15 protein-coding genes and 1 tRNA gene are annotated in these 17,219 nt (G+C 64.5%); 13 read left to right on the top strand and 3 right to left on the bottom strand.

Features of this window, described 5'->3' with window-relative positions:
* Positions 1-173 precede the first annotated feature (173 nt).
* The gene (gene nrdR, locus B2W22_RS23375) at positions 174-653 is read left to right on the top strand and encodes a transcriptional regulator NrdR (protein WP_056327845.1); all 480 of its coding nucleotides are present in this window, start codon (positions 174-176) and stop codon (positions 651-653) included.
* Positions 654-702: 49 nt separating this feature from the next.
* Here nrdR and B2W22_RS23370 read toward each other — a convergent pair whose 3' ends face one another.
* Together B2W22_RS23370 and B2W22_RS23365 are read right to left on the bottom strand one after the other, a co-directional pair.
* Entirely contained in the window at positions 703-1,695 is a 993-nt protein-coding gene (locus B2W22_RS23370) for a GlxA family transcriptional regulator (RefSeq protein WP_286939704.1), read from the bottom strand.
* Between the two features lie 19 nt (positions 1,696-1,714).
* Positions 1,715-2,278, bottom strand: a complete 564-nt coding sequence (locus B2W22_RS23365) for a cysteine hydrolase family protein (protein ID WP_175125459.1) — start codon at positions 2,276-2,278, stop codon at positions 1,715-1,717.
* Between the two features lie 213 nt (positions 2,279-2,491).
* Between B2W22_RS23365 and ribD the strand changes: the two genes are divergently transcribed.
* From ribD to B2W22_RS23320, 9 genes are all read left to right on the top strand, one after another.
* Positions 2,492-3,607 (top strand): bifunctional diaminohydroxyphosphoribosylaminopyrimidine deaminase/5-amino-6-(5-phosphoribosylamino)uracil reductase RibD, encoded by a 1,116-nt coding sequence (gene ribD / locus B2W22_RS23360; RefSeq protein WP_414632017.1) that lies wholly within the window; start codon positions 2,492-2,494, stop codon positions 3,605-3,607.
* Between the two features lie 755 nt (positions 3,608-4,362).
* On the top strand, positions 4,363-6,279 hold the full coding sequence (locus B2W22_RS23355; RefSeq protein ID WP_414632016.1) for a PrkA family serine protein kinase: 1,917 nt from the start codon (positions 4,363-4,365) through the stop codon (positions 6,277-6,279).
* A gap of 12 nt (positions 6,280-6,291) precedes the next feature.
* The gene (locus tag B2W22_RS23350; RefSeq protein ID WP_175125456.1) at positions 6,292-7,551 is read left to right on the top strand and encodes a YeaH/YhbH family protein; all 1,260 of its coding nucleotides are present in this window, start codon (positions 6,292-6,294) and stop codon (positions 7,549-7,551) included.
* A complete protein-coding gene (locus B2W22_RS23345) occupies positions 7,548-9,101 on the top strand; it encodes a SpoVR family protein (RefSeq protein ID WP_175125455.1) in 1,554 nt (517 codons plus the stop codon). Before B2W22_RS23350 ends, B2W22_RS23345 begins: the two co-directional genes overlap by 4 nt.
* A gap of 145 nt (positions 9,102-9,246) precedes the next feature.
* Positions 9,247-9,337: transfer RNA gene (locus tag B2W22_RS23340), tRNA-Ser, on the top strand.
* Between the two features lie 115 nt (positions 9,338-9,452).
* Positions 9,453-10,385, top strand: a complete 933-nt coding sequence (locus tag B2W22_RS23335; RefSeq protein WP_175125454.1) for a LysR substrate-binding domain-containing protein — start codon at positions 9,453-9,455, stop codon at positions 10,383-10,385.
* A gap of 196 nt (positions 10,386-10,581) precedes the next feature.
* The gene (locus B2W22_RS23330) at positions 10,582-11,520 is read left to right on the top strand and encodes a hydroxymethylglutaryl-CoA lyase (protein WP_286939700.1); all 939 of its coding nucleotides are present in this window, start codon (positions 10,582-10,584) and stop codon (positions 11,518-11,520) included.
* A 29-nt stretch (positions 11,521-11,549) separates the two neighbouring features.
* On the top strand, positions 11,550-12,728 hold the full coding sequence (locus B2W22_RS23325) for a CaiB/BaiF CoA transferase family protein (RefSeq protein WP_286939698.1): 1,179 nt from the start codon (positions 11,550-11,552) through the stop codon (positions 12,726-12,728).
* A 69-nt stretch (positions 12,729-12,797) separates the two neighbouring features.
* On the top strand, positions 12,798-13,763 hold the full coding sequence (locus B2W22_RS23320; protein WP_175139102.1) for a Bug family tripartite tricarboxylate transporter substrate binding protein: 966 nt from the start codon (positions 12,798-12,800) through the stop codon (positions 13,761-13,763).
* Positions 13,764-13,815: 52 nt separating this feature from the next.
* Here the strand turns inward: B2W22_RS23320 and B2W22_RS23315 are convergent, their stop codons facing one another.
* Positions 13,816-14,043 (bottom strand): hypothetical protein, encoded by a 228-nt coding sequence (locus B2W22_RS23315; protein ID WP_175125437.1) that lies wholly within the window; start codon positions 14,041-14,043, stop codon positions 13,816-13,818.
* Between the two features lie 222 nt (positions 14,044-14,265).
* On the opposite strand from B2W22_RS23315, the gene B2W22_RS23310 reads away from it, so the two are divergent.
* The 3 genes from B2W22_RS23310 to B2W22_RS23300 all read left to right on the top strand — a co-directional run bounded on the left by B2W22_RS23310 (position 14,266) and on the right by B2W22_RS23300 (position 17,168).
* On the top strand, positions 14,266-15,195 hold the full coding sequence (locus B2W22_RS23310) for an NUDIX hydrolase (RefSeq protein WP_286939696.1): 930 nt from the start codon (positions 14,266-14,268) through the stop codon (positions 15,193-15,195).
* 82 nt (positions 15,196-15,277) lie between these two features.
* Positions 15,278-16,162, top strand: a complete 885-nt coding sequence (gene nadC / locus B2W22_RS23305) for a carboxylating nicotinate-nucleotide diphosphorylase (protein ID WP_286939694.1) — start codon at positions 15,278-15,280, stop codon at positions 16,160-16,162.
* Between the two features lie 19 nt (positions 16,163-16,181).
* The gene (locus B2W22_RS23300) at positions 16,182-17,168 is read left to right on the top strand and encodes a tripartite tricarboxylate transporter substrate binding protein (protein WP_175139100.1); all 987 of its coding nucleotides are present in this window, start codon (positions 16,182-16,184) and stop codon (positions 17,166-17,168) included.
* The last annotated feature ends 51 nt before the right edge of the window (positions 17,169-17,219 follow it).

The following is a 17,219-nucleotide window of genomic DNA, read 5'->3' as shown; positions in this document are numbered from 1 at the left end:
ACGGCGCCGCAAGGCGCCGTCCCTTAATCTTTCTGAGCGGGTAGGGGGGCATCCTGCCGCACGAGGGGGGGCAATACGGCGGCCGCGCCGGATTCGTCCCTAATGACGCTTTGCATCGTGCCCGTCGTTACAATATGCTCAATTTTTGCGTCCAGCGCCTTTAGGGATCACACATGCGGTGTCCATTTTGCGGCAATGCCGAAACGCAGGTCGTCGACAGCCGGGTCTCCGAAGAGGGCGACGCCATTCGCCGTCGCCGCCGTTGCCTGTCCTGTGACAAGCGGTTCACCACCTATGAACGGGTGGAGCTCGCCATGCCTTCGATCGTCAAGCGCAATGGCAGCCGCAGCGAATACGATCCGGTCAAGCTGCGCGCCAGCCTGAGCCTGGCCCTGCGCAAGCGCCCCGTCAGCACGGAGGACGTGGATGCGGCCGTCGCGCGCATCGAGGAACAACTGCTGGCCAGCGGCCAGCGCGAAGTGCCGTCCGAACACATCGGCGAACTGGTCATGAACGAACTGCGCAAGCTCGACAAAGTGGCCTACGTGCGCTTTGCCTCGGTCTACAAGAGCTTCGAGGACATCGGCGAGTTCGTCGAGGCGATCCGCGAGATGCAGGGGCCGCTGCTGCCCGGCAAGCTGCGCAAGGACTAGCGCCGCACGGCGCGGCCTGACCGATCATGAACGGCGCCTGGGGCGCCGTTCATTGCATTGGCGTCCGGCGCAGGGCATCTCCAGGCGTGAACTCCCCCCGCATCAGGCTTGGCGTCAGGGGCTGAAACTTGCGCCATACCCGGCGCATGTGTTGCGCCGACCCGAATCCGGACTTTTCCGCCACGCGCTCCAGGTCCAGCCGGGTGTCGCGCAACAAGTCGCGCGCCAGCGCCACGCGGATCTGATACAGGTAGTCCATCGGCGTGCAGCCGGCGTGTTCACGAAAGAGGCGCGTCAGATGGCGGGCGCTGGTGTGCGCCTGATCTGCCAACGATTGGGCCGACCAGGGCGCAGCCGGATCGCGGATGACGGCATCCTGGACCCGGTGCACGCCAGGGTGCATATGGCTGCGATGGTCCAGCCAGGGCGACAACGCGGAATCCGAGCCCGCCCGGCGCTGGTAGACGACCATGTCGCGCGCCGCCTCGCTGGCCGCGCGCGGGCCGCAATGGCGCGACACCATGTGCAATGCCAGATCGATCCCGGCCGTGATGCCCGCGCTGCTGACTAGGTTACCGTCCTCGACGAAGATGCGGTTGTCCAGCACGCGGGCAGTGGGATCCAACGCGGCAAGCTGTTCCAGACAGGTGTGATGCGTGGTGCACTCGCGCTGCCGCGTCAGGCCGGCCGCGGCCGCGAACAGCGCGCCAGCGCAGACCGTCATCAACGTGAAGCCGTCGGCCGGATGGCGAACCGCCAGCCAGTCGACGATGGCGCGCGCATTGTCGTCTTCCAGGCGCGTGTGTTTGCCCACCACGCCCGAGATGATGACCAGCGCATTGCGGAGCACGGCAGCCGGCAGCGGTTGCACGTGCGCCAGGTGCAGGCCCGGAATGCCGCTTTCGACGTCGCGGGAAGGGCCGCAGAAATGCTGCGCGAACGTGCCCGGACACAGCTTGTTGGCCACGCGGAAGGCTTCCGCCGGACCCGCGAGGTCCAGCAGGACGATGCCCCGCGGCACGACGAAATACACCGGGATCATCTGCGCCTCCCGCCGGACGCTACGCGGCCAGCGCGTCGGCCGCGCGCACGATGCGGGCAAAGCGGCCCTGCAGGACCAGCTCGGTCCGGTCGCGGATCTCGGCCGGCGTGTAGTTCCTGCCGGACGGGCTTTGCATGGCAAAGGTCAGCGTGGCGTCGGTGGGAAACACCACCTTGAAGCCGGCGTCGCTGGCATGGCGCGACGTCGTTTCGCAGCATTGTTCCGTGCGGATGCCGACCACGATGATGCCTTCGATGCCGTGTTTGAGCAGCCAATCGTGCAACGAGGCGCCGTGCTCGTCCTTGGCGTACAGCGACGAATGCACTGTCTTATGAAATACCGCCGTGGGAGAAATTCGCAATTCCTTGAGCGTCCTGACGTGGCCGGAGGCGAGCGAAAACGGATTGGCAGGGTCGTCGGCGGGGCTGGTGTGGAATACCTGCAAGACCGGCATGTCCTTCGCGGCGGCGGCGTCGATCAGCGGCTGGATCTGCGAAATGAACGCCGGATACTCCGATTCGTCCCAAAACGGACGTTGGCGAAAGGATTCCTGGACGTCGATGACGATAAGTGCCTGTTTCATTTCCGGGCCTCCTGGCCATGGATTCGTGGGGGTGACGCCATTTTTACTCCCGATTGGCCGGATCCGCGAGCGCGTTCCAAGACGGCCGGCGGCCCAAAACGGACATGGCGGGGTGGCAGCCGGAAAGCGCCCGGGCCGCGCGGCAGATTCGTGCGCGGCGGACATACAATCCTCGGCATGGACATTACCCGCGACTCCGACGATCTCTTCTGGATGCGACGCGCCCTGGCGCTGGCGCACACCGTTATGTTCACCACCGCACCCAACCCTCGGGTCGGCTGCGTGATCGTGCGTGACGGCCGCGTGCTGGGCGAAGGCGCGACGCAGCCGCCGGGCGGCCCGCACGCGGAAATCTGCGCGCTGCGCGATGCGCAAGCGCGCGGCGAGACGGTCGTCGGTTCCACGCTGTACGTCACGCTGGAACCGTGCAGCCACTTCGGCCGCACGCCGCCATGCGTCGATGCGGTGCTGGCGGCGCGGCCGGCGCGCGTGGTGGTCGCCATGGGTGATCCGAATCCGCTCGTCAACGGGCAGGGGCTGGCGCGGCTGCGCGAAGCGGGCATCGCGGTGACGACCGGCGTCTGCCGCGAAGAAGCGCTGGCGGTGAACGCCGGCTTCATTTCGCGTATGAGCCGCGGCCTGCCGTGGGTGTGGATGAAGATGGCGGCGTCGCTGGACGGCCGCAGTGCGCTCCATAACGGCATGTCGCAATGGATCACCGGACCGGAAGCACGGGCCGACGGACACCGCTGGCGGGCGCGCAGCTGCGTCGTGCTGACCGGCATGGGCACCGTGCTCAAGGACGATCCGCAGCTGAACGTGCGCGACGTCGATACGCCGCGCCAGCCGCGCAAGGCCGTCGTGGACGGCCAATTCCAGATCCCGGAGACCGCGCGGCTGTTCGATGGCGCAGAGGTCATCGTGTTCACCGCGCGCGAAGATGCCGCGAAGGCAGCGCGCCTGGCGGACAAGAATGCGCGCGTGGTGTGCTTGCCGGGCACGGAACCTGGCCGCGTCGATCTGCCTGCCATGATGCGCTGGATGGCCGAGCAGCAGTTCAACGAGGTTCACGTCGAGGCAGGCGCGGGCCTGAGCGGTGCGCTGGTGTCAGCCGGCTGCGTCGACGAACTGCTGTTGTATCTTGCGCCGGTGCTGCTGGGCGACGCGGCGGGCATGGTGCGCTTGCCGATGCTCGAACACCTGGACGCCGCGCGGCGCTACGAATTTACCGATATCGCGCGCGTGGGCGCCGATCTGTCTGTGCGCGCGCGCGTGGCAGGCACGTGGCGGCATTTGATGGAAAGCGTGGCGTTGCCCACGTTGTCGTAACGGATTTGCTGTTAGCACTCCGCGCGTTCGGCTGCCAATCGTTTGAAAGCCGCGCACAGCTTGCGTCTGCACGATTCACCCTATCGATGCGTGCGGATCGGCATACGCGATGGGCGCGCACCACACCGTGCACCACACCGCGCACGAAGGCGTTTCGCGTGATTACGCGAGCAAATATTCGCGCAAAATGAATTGCCACAAAAGAGTCACGGGCTTAGCATAAGCAGCATGACTTGGCGCTACGCGCTCACGGACCACCCGCACAGCCGCTGCGCGCCCTCGTCACCACGGATTCCCGTGCCGCGAATCGGCGCAGTTCAACACCGACCGGCACGCCACTGAACGAAGTCGCCCAGCGCCGTTCAGCCCGTTCGCTGCGATCGCATGGCGAACGCTCCGGGTTTATCCCGGGCCAACAAGAATCCATCGGATATCGCTCATTCCGTCGTTTCGTTGCCGACCATTTCATGTGCGGTTGCGTCAGGCACGCTATATGCGGGTCTATGCTCGAGACGACGAGTTAACTTGCTCACGTTAGTTGCAATCCCTGACGGAACTAGTGCGAAAGGGGTGCAGCCTAAACACAAAGGGTCCGATCGTGCTTATGGTTGATGTGTGGCGAAAGCAACATAACAACTTGCCGAAAACGCCAACAGCGAAGTTGTTTAGTAATTCGCAGGCGCTGATGCACAATGGGCATGTAGGGACGTATTGAATTTTTCGCGTGTTGTATGTAGGAGGTTTCCGTGCAAAACATCGTCGAAGGCTTCAAGTCGCAGTATGCAAGAGAGCAGGAATCAGAGCTCTCGCTCGAGGAGTATCTGAGCCTCGCCAAGAGCGATCCCATGGCCTACGCCAGCCCCGCTGAGCGCATGCTGGCCGCGATTGGCGACCCTGAAATCGTGGATACGCGCAACGACCCACGTCTTTCCCGTTTGTTTTCCAACCGGACCATCCGGCGCTATCCCGCGTTCCAGGAGTTCTACGGCATGGAGGACGTGATCGGACAGATCGTCGCGTTCTTCAAACACGCCGCGCAGGGACTGGAAGAGCGCAAGCAAATCCTCTATCTGCTGGGACCGGTGGGCGGCGGCAAGTCGTCCATCGCCGAACGGCTCAAGGCGCTGATGGAAAGTTTTCCCATCTACGCGTTGAAGGGATCGCCGGTGAACGAATCGCCGCTCGGGCTGTTCCATCCGGAACGATTCGGCGACATGCTCGAAAAGGAATACGGCATCCCCAAGCGTTACCTGACCGGCATCATGTCGCCGTGGGCAGTCAAGCGCCTGAAGGAGTTCGACGGCGACATCTCGAAGTTCCGTGTCGTGCGCCTGAACCCGTCGGTGCTGCGCCAGATCGCCATCGCCAAGACCGAACCGGGCGACGAGAACAACCAGGACATTTCGTCGCTGGTGGGCAAGGTTGATATCCGCAAGCTGGACCGCCATTCGCAGGACGACCCGGACGCGTACAGCTATTCCGGCGGGTTGTGCCTGGCGAATCAGGGGCTGCTCGAGTTCGTGGAAATGTTCAAGGCCCCGATCAAGATGCTGCATCCGCTGTTGACGGCTACCCAGGAAGGCAACTTCAAGGGCACGGAAGGCTTCTCGGCCATCCCGTTCAACGGCACGATCCTGGCCCACTCGAACGAATCGGAATGGCAGACCTTCCGCAACAACAAGCACAACGAGGCGTTCCTTGACCGTATCTATATCGTCAAGGTGCCTTACTGCTTGCAGGTGTCCGAAGAGGTCCGCATCTACGAAAAACTGCTGCATCACAGCTCGCTGTCCGAAGCGCCGTGCGCGCCCGGAACGCTGGACATGATGGCGCAGTTCTCGGTGCTGACACGCCTGAAGGAACCCGAGAATTCCAGCATCTATTCCAAGCTGCGGGTCTACGACGGCGAAAGCCTGAAGGACGTCGATCCCAAAGCCAAGGCGCTGCAGGAATACAAGGACTACGCGGGCACGGATGAAGGCATGACCGGCGTCTCCACGCGTTTCGCGTACAAGATCCTGTCCAGCGTCTTCAACTACGACCAGACCGAAGTGGCGGCCAATCCGGTGCACCTGATGTACGTGCTGGAGCAGCGCATCGGCCGTGAAGACTATCCCGACGAAATCCGCCGGCGCTATCTGGAGTTCATCAAGGGCTTCCTGGCGCCGCGTTACGCGGAGTTCATCGGCAAGGAGATCCAGACCGCTTACCTGGAGTCCTACTCCGAATACGGCCAGAACATCTTTGACCGCTACGTCACGTTTGCCGACTGCTGGATCCAGGACGAGGAGTTCCGCGATCCTGAAACCGGCGAAAGCTTCGACCGCAGCGCGCTGAACGATGAGCTGGAGAAGATCGAGAAGCCCGCAGGCATTGCCAATCCCAAGGACTTCCGTAACGAGATCGTGAACTTCGTGCTGCGGGCGCGCGCCAACAACAGCGGCCGCAATCCGAACTGGACCAGCTATGAAAAGCTGCGCGAAGTGATCGAGAAAAAGATGTTCTCGAACACGGAAGACCTGCTGCCGGTGATTTCGTTCAACGCCAAGGCCTCGGCCGAGGACAAGTCGAAACACCAGAGCTTCGTCGACCGGATGGTGGAGAAGGGCTACACGGAAAAGCAGGTCAGGCTGCTGTGCGAGTGGTATCTCCGTGTGAGGAAGTCTTCCTGAGCGAGGTGAATCATGAATTCACTGATCGATCGCCGTCTTAACGGTCGCAACAAGAGCGCCGTTAACCGGGAACGCTTTCTGCGGCGTTACAAGGATCAGATCCGCAAGGCGGTACACGGGATGATCCGTGACCGCTCGATCCAGGACATGGATCAAGGCGGTGAGATCAACCTGCCCGCCCGCGATATTTCCGAGCCGACATTCCGGCACGGCGCGGGCGGCGACCGCGAAATGGTCCATCCGGGCAACCGCGAATTCGCCAAGGGCGACACCTTCGACCGGCCGCAGGGCGGGCAGGGCGAGGGCGGCTCCGAGCCGGGTGAAGGTGAGTCGGTGGACCAGTTCACCTTCAGCCTGTCGCGTGCTGAATTCCTGAACCTCTTTTTCGAGGATCTGGAACTGCCGCACCTGGCGCGCAACCAGCTTGGCGAAGTCAGCCAGAAGAAGTGGCAGCGCGCCGGCTACACCACCACCGGCTCGCCCAGCACGCTGAGCATCAGCCGCACGCTGAAGTCATCGCTGGCACGTCGGGTGTCGCTGGGCGTGAAGGCGCGCGCCGACCTGCGCGATGCCGAGGACGCGCTGGAAGAGGCCAAGGCTGCCGGCGTGTCGCAGGCCCGAATCCGCGAGCTGGAACAGGAGGTCGAGGATTGCCGCGAGCGTCTGGCGCGCGTGCCGTTCCTGGACGACCTGGATCTGCGCTATCGCAACCGCGTGTCGGTCGCCATCCCCATGGCGCGCGCCGTCATGTTCTGCCTGATGGACGTGTCCGGCTCGATGGACGAGGGCAAGAAGGATCTGGCCAAGCGCTTCTTCACGCTGCTCTACCTGTTCCTGTCGCGCAAGTACGAGCACGTCGATCTGGTGTTCATCCGCCACACCGACAACGCCGAGGAAGTGGACGAGCACACGTTCTTCTACGACCCCAAGAGCGGCGGCACGATCGTGTTGTCGGCATTGGAGCTGATGCGCGAGATCCTTGAAAAGCGCTATCCGCCGTCCGCGTGGAACGTCTACGCGGCGCAGGCCAGCGACGGCGACTCGTTTGGCGCCGATGCGGGCAAGAGCGCGCGATTCCTGGCCGAGCATCTGCTGCCTTCGTCGCGCTACTTTGCCTACATCGAAATCCCCGACTCGCAGGAAGCCCGCAAGAGCAGTCTGTGGGCCGAGTATGAACAGAAACTGGAACCGCACTTCGTCATGCGGCGCATTTGCGACCGCGGGGAAATCTTTCCCGTGTTCCACGACCTGTTCAAGAAGGAGACCGCATGAACGCCAACATGGGTGCGCTCGTGGAGCCGGGATCGGACGGCGGTGTCCGGCCGATCTCGCAGGGTTCCGAATGGACGTTCGAACTGATCCAGACCTATGACGACGCGATCTCGCAGATTGCGCGCGAATATGGCTTGGACACCTATCCGAACCAGATCGAGGTCATCACCTCGGAACAGATGCTGGACGCGTACGCGTCGGCGGGCTTGCCCATTGGCTACCCGCATTGGTCGTACGGCAAGGAATTCATCCGCAACGAGCAGTACTACCGACGCGGCATGCAGGGGCTGGCGTACGAAATCGTCATCAATTCCAACCCGTGCATTTCTTACCTCATGGAAGAGAATTCCATGCCGATGCAGGCGCTGGTGATCGCGCATGCCTGCTACGGGCACAATTCCTTCTTCAAGGGCAACTATCTCTTCCGGCAATGGACAGACGCCGACGGCGTGCTGGACTACCTGGTGTTCGCGCGCAAGTACGTGATGGCGTGCGAAGACCGCTACGGCATCGACGCCGTGGAGTCGCTGCTGGACTCGTGCCATGCGCTGTCGCATCACGGCGTCGACCGCTACAAGCGCCCGACGCCGGTCTCCTTCAAGGAAGAGGCCACCCGCCAGGCCGAGCGCGAGGAACACGCGCGCCTGCAGTACAACGACCTGTGGCGCACGCTGCCGCGCATCGAAGCGGACAAGGACACGCGCGTCGCGGCGTCCGTGTTTCCGCCCGAGCCCGAGGAAAACCTGCTGTACTTCATCGAGAAGTACTCGCCCAAGCTGGCCCCGTGGCAGAAGGAGCTGGTGCGCATCGTCCGCAAGGTCGCGCAGTATTTCTATCCGCAGACCCAGACCAAGGTCATGAACGAAGGCTGGGCCACGTTCTGGCACTACACCATCCTGAACCGCCTGCACGAGAAGGGCCTGGTGAACGACGGCTTCATGATGGAGTTCCTGCAAAGCCACACCAACGTCGTCAGCCAGCGCGGCTTTGACGAGCGCGGCTATGGCGGCATCAACCCGTACGCGCTGGGCTTTGCAATGATGTCGGACATCCGCCGCATCTGCGAAGCGCCCACGCCCGAAGACCGCCGCTGGTTCCCCGACATCGCGGGCGGCGACTGGTTGAAGACGTTGGACTTCGCCATGCGCAACTTCAAGGACGAGTCCTACATCTCGCAGTATCTGTCCCCGCGCCTGATCCGCGAATTCCGCTTCTTCGCGATCTCGGACCACCAAGCCAACCCCAAGCTGGAAGTGGCCGCGATCCACGACGACGAGGGCTACCGCGACATCCGGCGCCTGCTCGCCGCGCAGCACAATCGCGACAACCTGGTGCCCGACATCCAGGTCGTCCGCTTCAACCGCGACACCGACCGCTCGCTGGTGCTGCGCCACTTGAAGAGCCGCGGCCGGCCGCTGGCCGGTGAAGATGCCGAACAGGTCATGAAGCATCTGGCACGTCTATGGGGATTCCGCGTCCGGCTGGAAGAAACCGAACCGGACGGCACGATCAGCTCCTACCGGGAGCAGGACCCGCCCGCGTCGAAGTAATGGCGCCGGCAGGGGAAGGGACGCGCGTAGTGCGTCCCTTTTTGTTTGCCCGCTTGCTGTGCTGTTGCCGATTCTGCTAGAATCGCGGATTCGCATTTTCAGCAGCGTCTTTCATCAGCACCGAAAGGCCCCTGGAAGTGCAGTAGGACAGGTGGCCGAGTGGTTGAAGGCGCACGCCTGGAAAGCGTGTATACGTCAAAAGCGTATCGGGGGTTCGAATCCCCCTCTGTCCGCCAGGAATACTGGCAAGGCCGCCAAGCCCCCAAAAAGCGGCCAAGCCAAAAAAGGCCCCGATCTCCCAGAGACCGGGGCCTTTTGCATTTCCGGGAATCGTTACGGTACGCTCGTGCCATGACTTTCGACCTGCCGATCCGATCATCCGCGCCTCGCCTGGATCTCTACAGCCTGCAGGTCTTTGTGGCCGTGGTTGAAGAGGGCAGCATTGCCGCGGCCGCCGCGCGTGAGCACATTGCGCCCTCGGCGCTGAGCAAGCGGCTGTCGGAGCTGGAGCGCATCCTGGATGTGGTGCTGATCACGCGGCATGCTCGAGGGGTGGCGGCGACGGGCGCGGGGCATGCGTTGGCGCGCCATGCGCGGGCGCTGCTGCATCAGGCGCGCGGCCTCACCGACGAGATCCGCGATTTTTCGTCGGGCGTGCGCGGGCATGTGCGCATCGCGGCAAACCTCTCTTCCATCACGCAGTTCCTGCCCCAGGATCTGCGGCGCTTTCTGACGCTGCACCCCGGCGTGCAGATCGATCTGGAGGAGAACGTCAGTTCCGCGGTGACGCGAGCGGTGCAGCAGAACATGAGCGATATCGGTATCTATACCCAGACCGACGACGACAGCGGGCTGCAGAGTTTTCCGTACCGGCGCGATGTGATGACGCTGCTGGCCAACCGGTCTCATCCGCTGGCTGCGCGGGAGCGCGTGGCGTTTGCCGACACGCTGGAATATGACCACGTCGGCATGCACCGGGGCAGCGCGGCGAACTACCTGTTCACGCGCGAGGCGGCAGCCATCAATCGGACGGTGCGGCTGCGGTTCCAGGTCACGTCATACGATGCGCTGGTATCGATGGTGCGCTGCGAGCTGGGTATCGGCATCGTGCCCGTGGAGGCGCTGTCCCTCTTCGATTGCGGCGATCTACGGATTATCCCTTTGACGGACGCGTGGGCGCGTCGCCAGCTCAAGTTGTGCGTGCGCAGCAATGAGCCCCTGTCCGGCGCTGCCAGGTTGCTGATGGAGCACCTGCTGCAAGAGGCCGCCGCCTCCGGCAATTGAGGCAGGTCTTTCCGGATTCGGATCCGGATGTTGCGTAGCAAAATCCGGACGGCCAATGCAGGCGCCGCCGCGCGCAGCCATCGCGAATGGCGATGCCCCGCTGAAGAATCGCGATTTGTGCCACGCCGGCGGACCTCGGAAGATAGCTCATCAAGCCCATGGACCGCCCGCCGCGCGGGCGCGAGGAGAGAGAGACGTGAGCCTTCCAAGCCGAGTGCAGATCGTGGAGGTGGGACTGCGGGACGGACTGCAAAGCGAGCCCGAGTTCGTGCCCACCGAGACCAAGGCTGCCATCCTGAATGAACTGATTGCCGCCGGCGTGCGGCATATCGAGGCGACCTCGTTCGTGTCGCCCCGGGCGGTGCCGCAGATGCGCGACGCCGCAGAGTTGCTGGCGCTGGCGGACAAGCGGCCGGGCGTCGTGTTGAGCGCGCTGGCGCCGAACGCGCGCGGCGTTGAACGTGCGCTGGCATCGCGTGCCGATGAAGTCGTGGTGTTCCTGTCGGCCAGCGAAAGCCACAACAGAAAGAACCTGAACCGGTCCGTGGAGCAATCGCTGCGCGACATCGAGGATGTGGCGGCGCTGTTGCAGGAACATCCCATGCGGCGCAAGGGCGCCATCGCGGTCGCTTTCGGTTGTCCGTTTGAAGGCGATGTCGATATCGCCACGTTGAAGACCATCGTGGCCGAGTTTGCCCGCCTGGATTTCGACGCCGTCACGCTCGGCGACACGACGGGCATGGCGACGCCGCGGCTGGTGCGCAAGACGGTGGACGCGCTGCGCGCCGCTTTTCCGGCCATGGACTTTTCGCTGCATTTTCACAACACGCGCGGCCTCGGGCTGGTGAATGTGGTCGAGGGGCTGCATGCCGGCATCACATCCTTTGAATCGTCGCTGGGCGGCTTGGGCGGCTGTCCTTTCGCGCCCGGGGCGACGGGAAATGTCTGCACCGAGGACACGGTCAACCTGCTGCACGAGATGGACATCGAGACGGGCATCGACCTGGCGGCGCTGATCCAGGCGTCGCGGCATCTTGAGCAGGTGATGAAGCGCCGGTTGTCAGGACAGGTGATGAAGGCCGGGCCGCGTCTTGCCTTGCACGATTACGACGGCGCCGTGGCCGCCGTCGGCTGATTTCCGCAACCCTGGATTCAAAAGAACCCATGCCTTTATCCGGATTCCGCATTCTGGACCTGACCCGCATCATCTCGGGTCCGTTCTGCACCTCTCTGCTTGCCGACATGGGCGCAGAGGTCATCAAGATCGAGACGCCGGGCGAAGGCGACCCGGTGCGCGCCCAGGGCGTGATACGCGACGGCCTGAGCTGGTACTTCGCCAACTACAACCGCAACAAGAAATCTGTCACGCTCGACCTTTACAGCGAGGAAGGCAAGGCCGTGCTGCGGCGCCTCATCGCCGAATGCGATGTCATCGTCGAGAACTACCGGCCGGGCGTAATGCAGAAGATGGGGCTGGGCGACGAGGCGCTCAAGGCGCTCAAGCCCGACATCATTCATTGCAGCATCAACGGCTTTGGTACGACGGGGCCTTATCGCGACCGGCCGGCATTCGATTTCATCGCGCAGGCGATGAGCGGGTTCATGAGCCTGAATGGCGCGGAAAGTCAGCCGCCCATGCGCGCGGGCCCCCCCATCAGCGATCTGGTGGCCGGCATGAATGGCGCGCTCGGCATCGTGGCGGCACTGCTGCGGCGCGAGCGCACCGGGCAGGGTGACAGCGTCAGCGTGAGCCTCCTGGGCAGCATGATCGGCCTCTTGAGCTTTCAGGCGTCGAACTATTTTGCCGACGGCCGGCTGCCTGCGCGCACGGGCAACGATCACGGCATCGCGTCGCCCTACGGGCTGTTCGAGACGGCCGACGGGCAGGTCGCAATCGCGCCCAGCAACGACGTCGTCTATCACAAGCTGCTGGACGCGTTGGAGCTATCGGAACTGCGCGCCGATCCCCGTTTTGCGACGAACGCCGATCGCATGCGCAATCGTGGCGCCATCACCGAGGCCATCCAGACGCGCACGCGCCAGCACACCAGCGCCCACTGGATCGAACGCCTGAACCGGTTCGGCGTGCCGTGCGGTCAGGTGCTGAACCTGCAGGAAGTGTTCGAGGATCCTCAGGTGCAGGACCAGCGCATGGCCATCGACGTGCCGCATGGCGACCACGGCGATGTGCGGATGCTGGGCTTCCCGATCAAATTTGCGCAGGCCGAAGCCCGGCCCGTGCAAGCCGCGCCCGCGCTGGGCGCCGATACTCGCGATGTGCTGCTGCGATTCGGATTCGCGCAGGAGGACATCCGCGGTTTGCAGGAACGCGGCGTCATCTGAATGCGCCGCGGCAGGACCACCAAGGCGACACAGCCTGCCCATAAAGCAATAACGACGGAGACAAACGACATGCTACGCAACCTTCTGCTTTCAGCTTGCGTGCTGGGCGTCGCGGCAGGCGCCCACGCCCAGGAGTCCTACCCGAATCAACCCATCCGCATCATCGTGCCGTTCACGCCGGGCGGCGGCACGGACTTCCTGTCGCGCACAGTGAGCGCCAAGCTGGGCGAGACGACCAAATGGAACGTGGTGGCCGAGAACCGGCCGGGCGCCGGCGGCACCATCGGCATCGGCGCGGCCGCGCGGGCCAAGCCGGACGGCTATGAGATCGTCATGGGGCAGGTCGACAACCTGGCGGTGGCGCCTTCCATCTACAGCAAGCTTTCCTACGACCCGATCAAGGACTTTGCGCCGATTGGCATCGTGGGCGAAGCACCCCTGGTCATCGTGGCGGGCAAATCCAGTCCCTACCAGACCTTGCAGGCGCTGATCGAAGCGGCCCGCAAGGCGCCGGGAGCCGTCAACTACGGGTCGCCGGGCGCCGGCACCATCACGCACCTGGCTGCCGAACTGCTCCAGCAGCGCGCGGACGTCAAGCTGGTCCACGTGCCGTACAAGGGGTCGGGGCCCGCCATGGCGGATCTGCTGGGCGGGCAGGTGCCGGTGATCTTCACGTCCATCCCGTCGGCGGCGCCGCAGCTCAAGGCCGGCAGCGCGGTCGCGCTGGCCGTCACTTCGCCGCAGCGCAGCCCGGCGCTGCCCGACGTGCCGACCGTGGCGGAACTGGGTTATCCCGGCTTTGACGTACGGGTCTGGTATGGCTTGCTGGCGCCCGCCAAGACGCCCAAGCCCATCATCCAGACGCTGAACACGGAACTCAACAAGGTGCTGGCATTGCCGGCGATGCAGGAGGCCTTGGCGGCTCAGGGCGCGCAGGCCATGCCCACGACGCCGGAACAGTTCGCGGAGACCATCAAGCAGGACTACCAGAAGTGGAAGCCTGTGATCGAGGGTGCGAAGGTGAAGCTGGACTGAGGGGATCGCCGGCTTTGCGCCGGCGATCCCTATGCGCGGAACGCCGTGCGCGTCACGTCTTGGGTGTGTCGTACGACGTATCCAGCACGTCGTCTTCCGGCGTGATGACGCCCGGTTCTCCGGGTTCCGCAATGGCGCGGCCACGCCGCGGCATGCCTGCGACGACGTTGCTTTCATCCGGCATGGGCAGGGTCTCGGTACCCTTGCGCGGGTCTGTCGGGGGCTTTTGTTCGTCCGCACCCTTGGACGCAGTGGTGGGATCAGGGGTGGTTTTCAGCATGGCGATTGCTCCGACTGCGCGCGAGGCCAGGATGGCGCCGCGCCTGGACATTGATCCATCTTAGAACCCCCGTCCCGGTGAGGCAGCGTTCTGGATGTCACGATTGCAAGGGGCTGTTGCAGGACGAGGCCATCAAAACTTGCCACACTGCGTCCTTATAATCTCGAGCTTCGCGCCGCCATTTTCTGCCGACCGCCCATTCTCGATATCCCCACGCCCACCTTGACCGAATCCGTCGAACGCTCCGTCCATGCTGAACTCGTTGCCGTGCTGGTTGCGGTGACCAACGGCGAGCCGCGGGTGCTGACGACGGACGATGCCAGGGCGTTGCCGGCCGGGCCGTTCGAGTTGTCGCACCGGTCGCTGCAGGCCGGCCTGCGCGATTGGGTCGAGGCGCAGACGCATCATCCGTTGGGGTATGTCGAGCAGCTCTATACCTTTGCGGACGGCGATCGCTCGGATGAGTCCGGCGGGCGGGTCATCTCGGTCAGCTACCTGGGCCTCACGCGCGAAGCGGGCGAGACGGGCGTTGCGCAAGTCGGCTGGCAGGACTGGTATCGCTACTTTCCGTGGGAAGACCGGCGCGCGGGCACGCCGGCGCTCGTCGAGGATGTGATCGTGCCGCGGCTCACCGCGTGGTGGGAAGGCAGCGCGGACGCATCGGTCCGCGCGCGCCGCCAGCAGCGCGCGGCGATCACCTTTGGACTGGAAGGCGCGGCGTGGAATGAGGACATGGTGCTGCAGCGCTACGAACTGTTGTTCGAAGCCGGGCTGGTGCCCGAGGCGGTGCGGCGCACCGGCGAAACCGCGGTGGTGCCCGGACAGCCGATGCGCCACGACCATCGGCGCATCCTGGCCACCGGCATTGCGAGGCTGCGCGCCAAGATCAAGTACCGCCCGGTGGTGTTTGAACTGATGCCGGACGAGTTCACGCTGTTGCAGCTGCAGATGGCGGTCGAGGCGCTGGCGGGGCGTGGGTTGCACAAGCAGAACTTCCGCCGCTTCATCGAGCAGCAGGATCTGGTCGAAGAGACCGGCGCCATGGCGACCGGCACCGCCGGCCGACCCGCCAAGCTGTTCCGGTTCCGGCGCGACGTGCTGCTGGAGCGGGCCATTGCAGGCAGCAAGTTGCCGGTGTCGCGCGTCGTTTGACGCTTGACAAGGCTTATACTCATAATTAGCATAAGTGGTGCGCAATTCTTGCGCGCCTTTTTTTACGCTACAAATACTCAAAATGAGCATTAAAGCCGCAAAGCCCCTCGCAGCCGATCGCCTTCCCGTTCCGCCGCTGCCGGACGTCATGCTGGAGCCGCTCGTGCGGGCGGCGTTGCTGGAGGACCTGGGCCGCGCTGGCGACCTGACGACCGACGCCATCGTGCCGGCCGATGCCACGGCCGAAACGCGGCTCGTGGCGCGGCAGGAGGGCGTGTTGGCGGGGTTGGATCTGGCCCGGCTGGCGTTCCGCACGATGGACCCGAACCTGGCATTCACGGTGTCGCGTCGCGATGGCAGCGATCTCGAGCCCGGGATGGAAATCGCGCGCATCCAGGGCAATGCGCGCGCGATGCTTAGCGCGGAGCGGGTGGCGCTCAATTTTCTGTGTCACCTGAGCGGCGTGGCGACAGCCACGGCGTCGATCGCCCGGGCCATCTCGGATTTCGGCGCGCGTGTCACGTGCACGCGCAAGACCATGCCGGGGCTTCGGGCGGTGCAGAAGTACGCGGTGCGCGTGGGCGGCGGCAGCAATCACCGTCATGGGCTGGACGACGCGGTGCTCATCAAGGACAACCACATTGCGCTGGCCGGCAGCGTGGCGACCGCCGTCGAACGGGCGCGCGCCGGCGTGGGCCACATGGTGAAGATCGAGCTGGAAGTGGACACGCTGGAGCAGCTTGAAGTGGCGCTGTCGCTGGGCGTGGACGTGGTGCTGCTGGACAACATGAGCCTGGATGACCTGCGCCGCGCCGTCGCGATGGCGCGGGGCCGGGCGATTACGGAAGCCTCGGGCCGGATCACGCCCGAAACCGCGGCCGTCGTGGCCGCTACCGGCGTGGACCAGATCGCCGTGGGTTGGCTGACGCACAGCGCCAAGGTGCTGGACATTGGTCTGGACGCCTGACTTTTCATTGGTCCCGAACATGAAACGCCTGCTGCTCTCGTCTCTTACGCTTGTTGCTCTGTCGCTGACGGCCTGCGGTAATCCGCCCTCGGGCGAGGCGCCGGGCGATGCGTCGTATCCGTCGCATCCCATCACGATCGTCGTGACGTTCCCGCCCGGCGGCGGGACCGATCTGCTTGCACGCCGCATCGGCGCCAGTCTGCAGGAGTCGTTGGGGCAGCCGGTGGTGGTGGAGAATCGGCCGGGCGCCAGCGGCAACATCGGTGCCCGGATCGTGGCCGAGTCGCCGCCGGACGGCTACACGCTGCTGATGGTGAACAGCTCGTTTGCGATCAACCCGGGCGTCTATCGCAATCTGGGCTTCTCGCCGAAGCGGGATTTTTCGGCGGTCATCAATGTGGCTTTCGTGCCCTCGGTGTTTGTCGTGCCGGCGGCGTCGCCTTTGCGCAATCTTGATGACGTGATCTTGGCCGCCCTGCCGGACAAGCCGCTGGCGTTTGCGACGTGCGGCAACGGCACACCGCAGCATCTGGCGGGCGAGATGCTGTCGCGCAAGACGGGTGCGGTGATGCAGCAGGTGCCGTACAAGGGATGTGGTCCGGCGCTGACCGATGTGATGGCTGGGCAGGTGGGCGTGGGGGTGGTGACAGCTTCCAGCGCGGCGCCGTTGATCGCCGCGGGCAAGCTGCGCGCGCTGGCCGTGACGTCGCCCGCGCGGTCACCGCTCATGCCCACCGTACCGACGGTGGCCGAGCAGGGCGTGTCAGGCTATGCGCTGGATCAGTGGCACGGGCTGTTGACCCCGGCGGCGACGCCGCCCGCAGTGGTGGACAAGCTGAATGCAGCGGTGGGGAAGATCGTGCGGCGGCCGGATGTGCAGGCCGCACTGCGTGAGCAGGGCTTTACGCCTGCCAGCAGCTCGCCGCAAGAGTTTCAGCAGATGATCGGCGCGGATATCGACCGCTATACGGCGTTGACCGAGGCGATCGGGTTGCGGGCGGATTGAACGGCAAAGCGGCCGATCCGGCGCGTGATGCGCGGCATCGGCCGCGGAGGG

Source organism: Achromobacter sp. UBA4530 (assembly GCF_002388205.1).
Taxonomy (GTDB): Bacteria; Pseudomonadota; Gammaproteobacteria; order Burkholderiales; family Burkholderiaceae_B; genus Achromobacter; species Achromobacter animicus.
Note: the sequence above shows the minus strand (reverse complement) of the source record. Positions and strands in the feature narration are given on the sequence as shown.

Coding starts and splice junctions, on each gene's coding strand:
- nrdR (WP_056327845.1), top strand. CDS start 174: ATGCGGTGTCCATTTTGCGGCAATGCCGAAACGCAGGTCGTCGACAGC.
- B2W22_RS23370 (WP_286939704.1), bottom strand. CDS start 1,695: ATGATCCCGGTGTATTTCGTCGTGCCGCGGGGCATCGTCCTGCTGGAC.
- B2W22_RS23365 (WP_175125459.1), bottom strand. CDS start 2,278: ATGAAACAGGCACTTATCGTCATCGACGTCCAGGAATCCTTTCGCCAA.
- ribD (WP_414632017.1), top strand. CDS start 2,492: ATGCGACGCGCCCTGGCGCTGGCGCACACCGTTATGTTCACCACCGCA.
- B2W22_RS23350 (WP_175125456.1), top strand. CDS start 6,292: ATGAATTCACTGATCGATCGCCGTCTTAACGGTCGCAACAAGAGCGCC.
- B2W22_RS23345 (WP_175125455.1), top strand. CDS start 7,548: ATGAACGCCAACATGGGTGCGCTCGTGGAGCCGGGATCGGACGGCGGT.
- B2W22_RS23335 (WP_175125454.1), top strand. CDS start 9,453: ATGACTTTCGACCTGCCGATCCGATCATCCGCGCCTCGCCTGGATCTC.
- B2W22_RS23325 (WP_286939698.1), top strand. CDS start 11,550: ATGCCTTTATCCGGATTCCGCATTCTGGACCTGACCCGCATCATCTCG.
- B2W22_RS23320 (WP_175139102.1), top strand. CDS start 12,798: ATGCTACGCAACCTTCTGCTTTCAGCTTGCGTGCTGGGCGTCGCGGCA.
- B2W22_RS23315 (WP_175125437.1), bottom strand. CDS start 14,043: ATGCTGAAAACCACCCCTGATCCCACCACTGCGTCCAAGGGTGCGGAC.
- nadC (WP_286939694.1), top strand. CDS start 15,278: ATGAGCATTAAAGCCGCAAAGCCCCTCGCAGCCGATCGCCTTCCCGTT.
- B2W22_RS23300 (WP_175139100.1), top strand. CDS start 16,182: ATGAAACGCCTGCTGCTCTCGTCTCTTACGCTTGTTGCTCTGTCGCTG.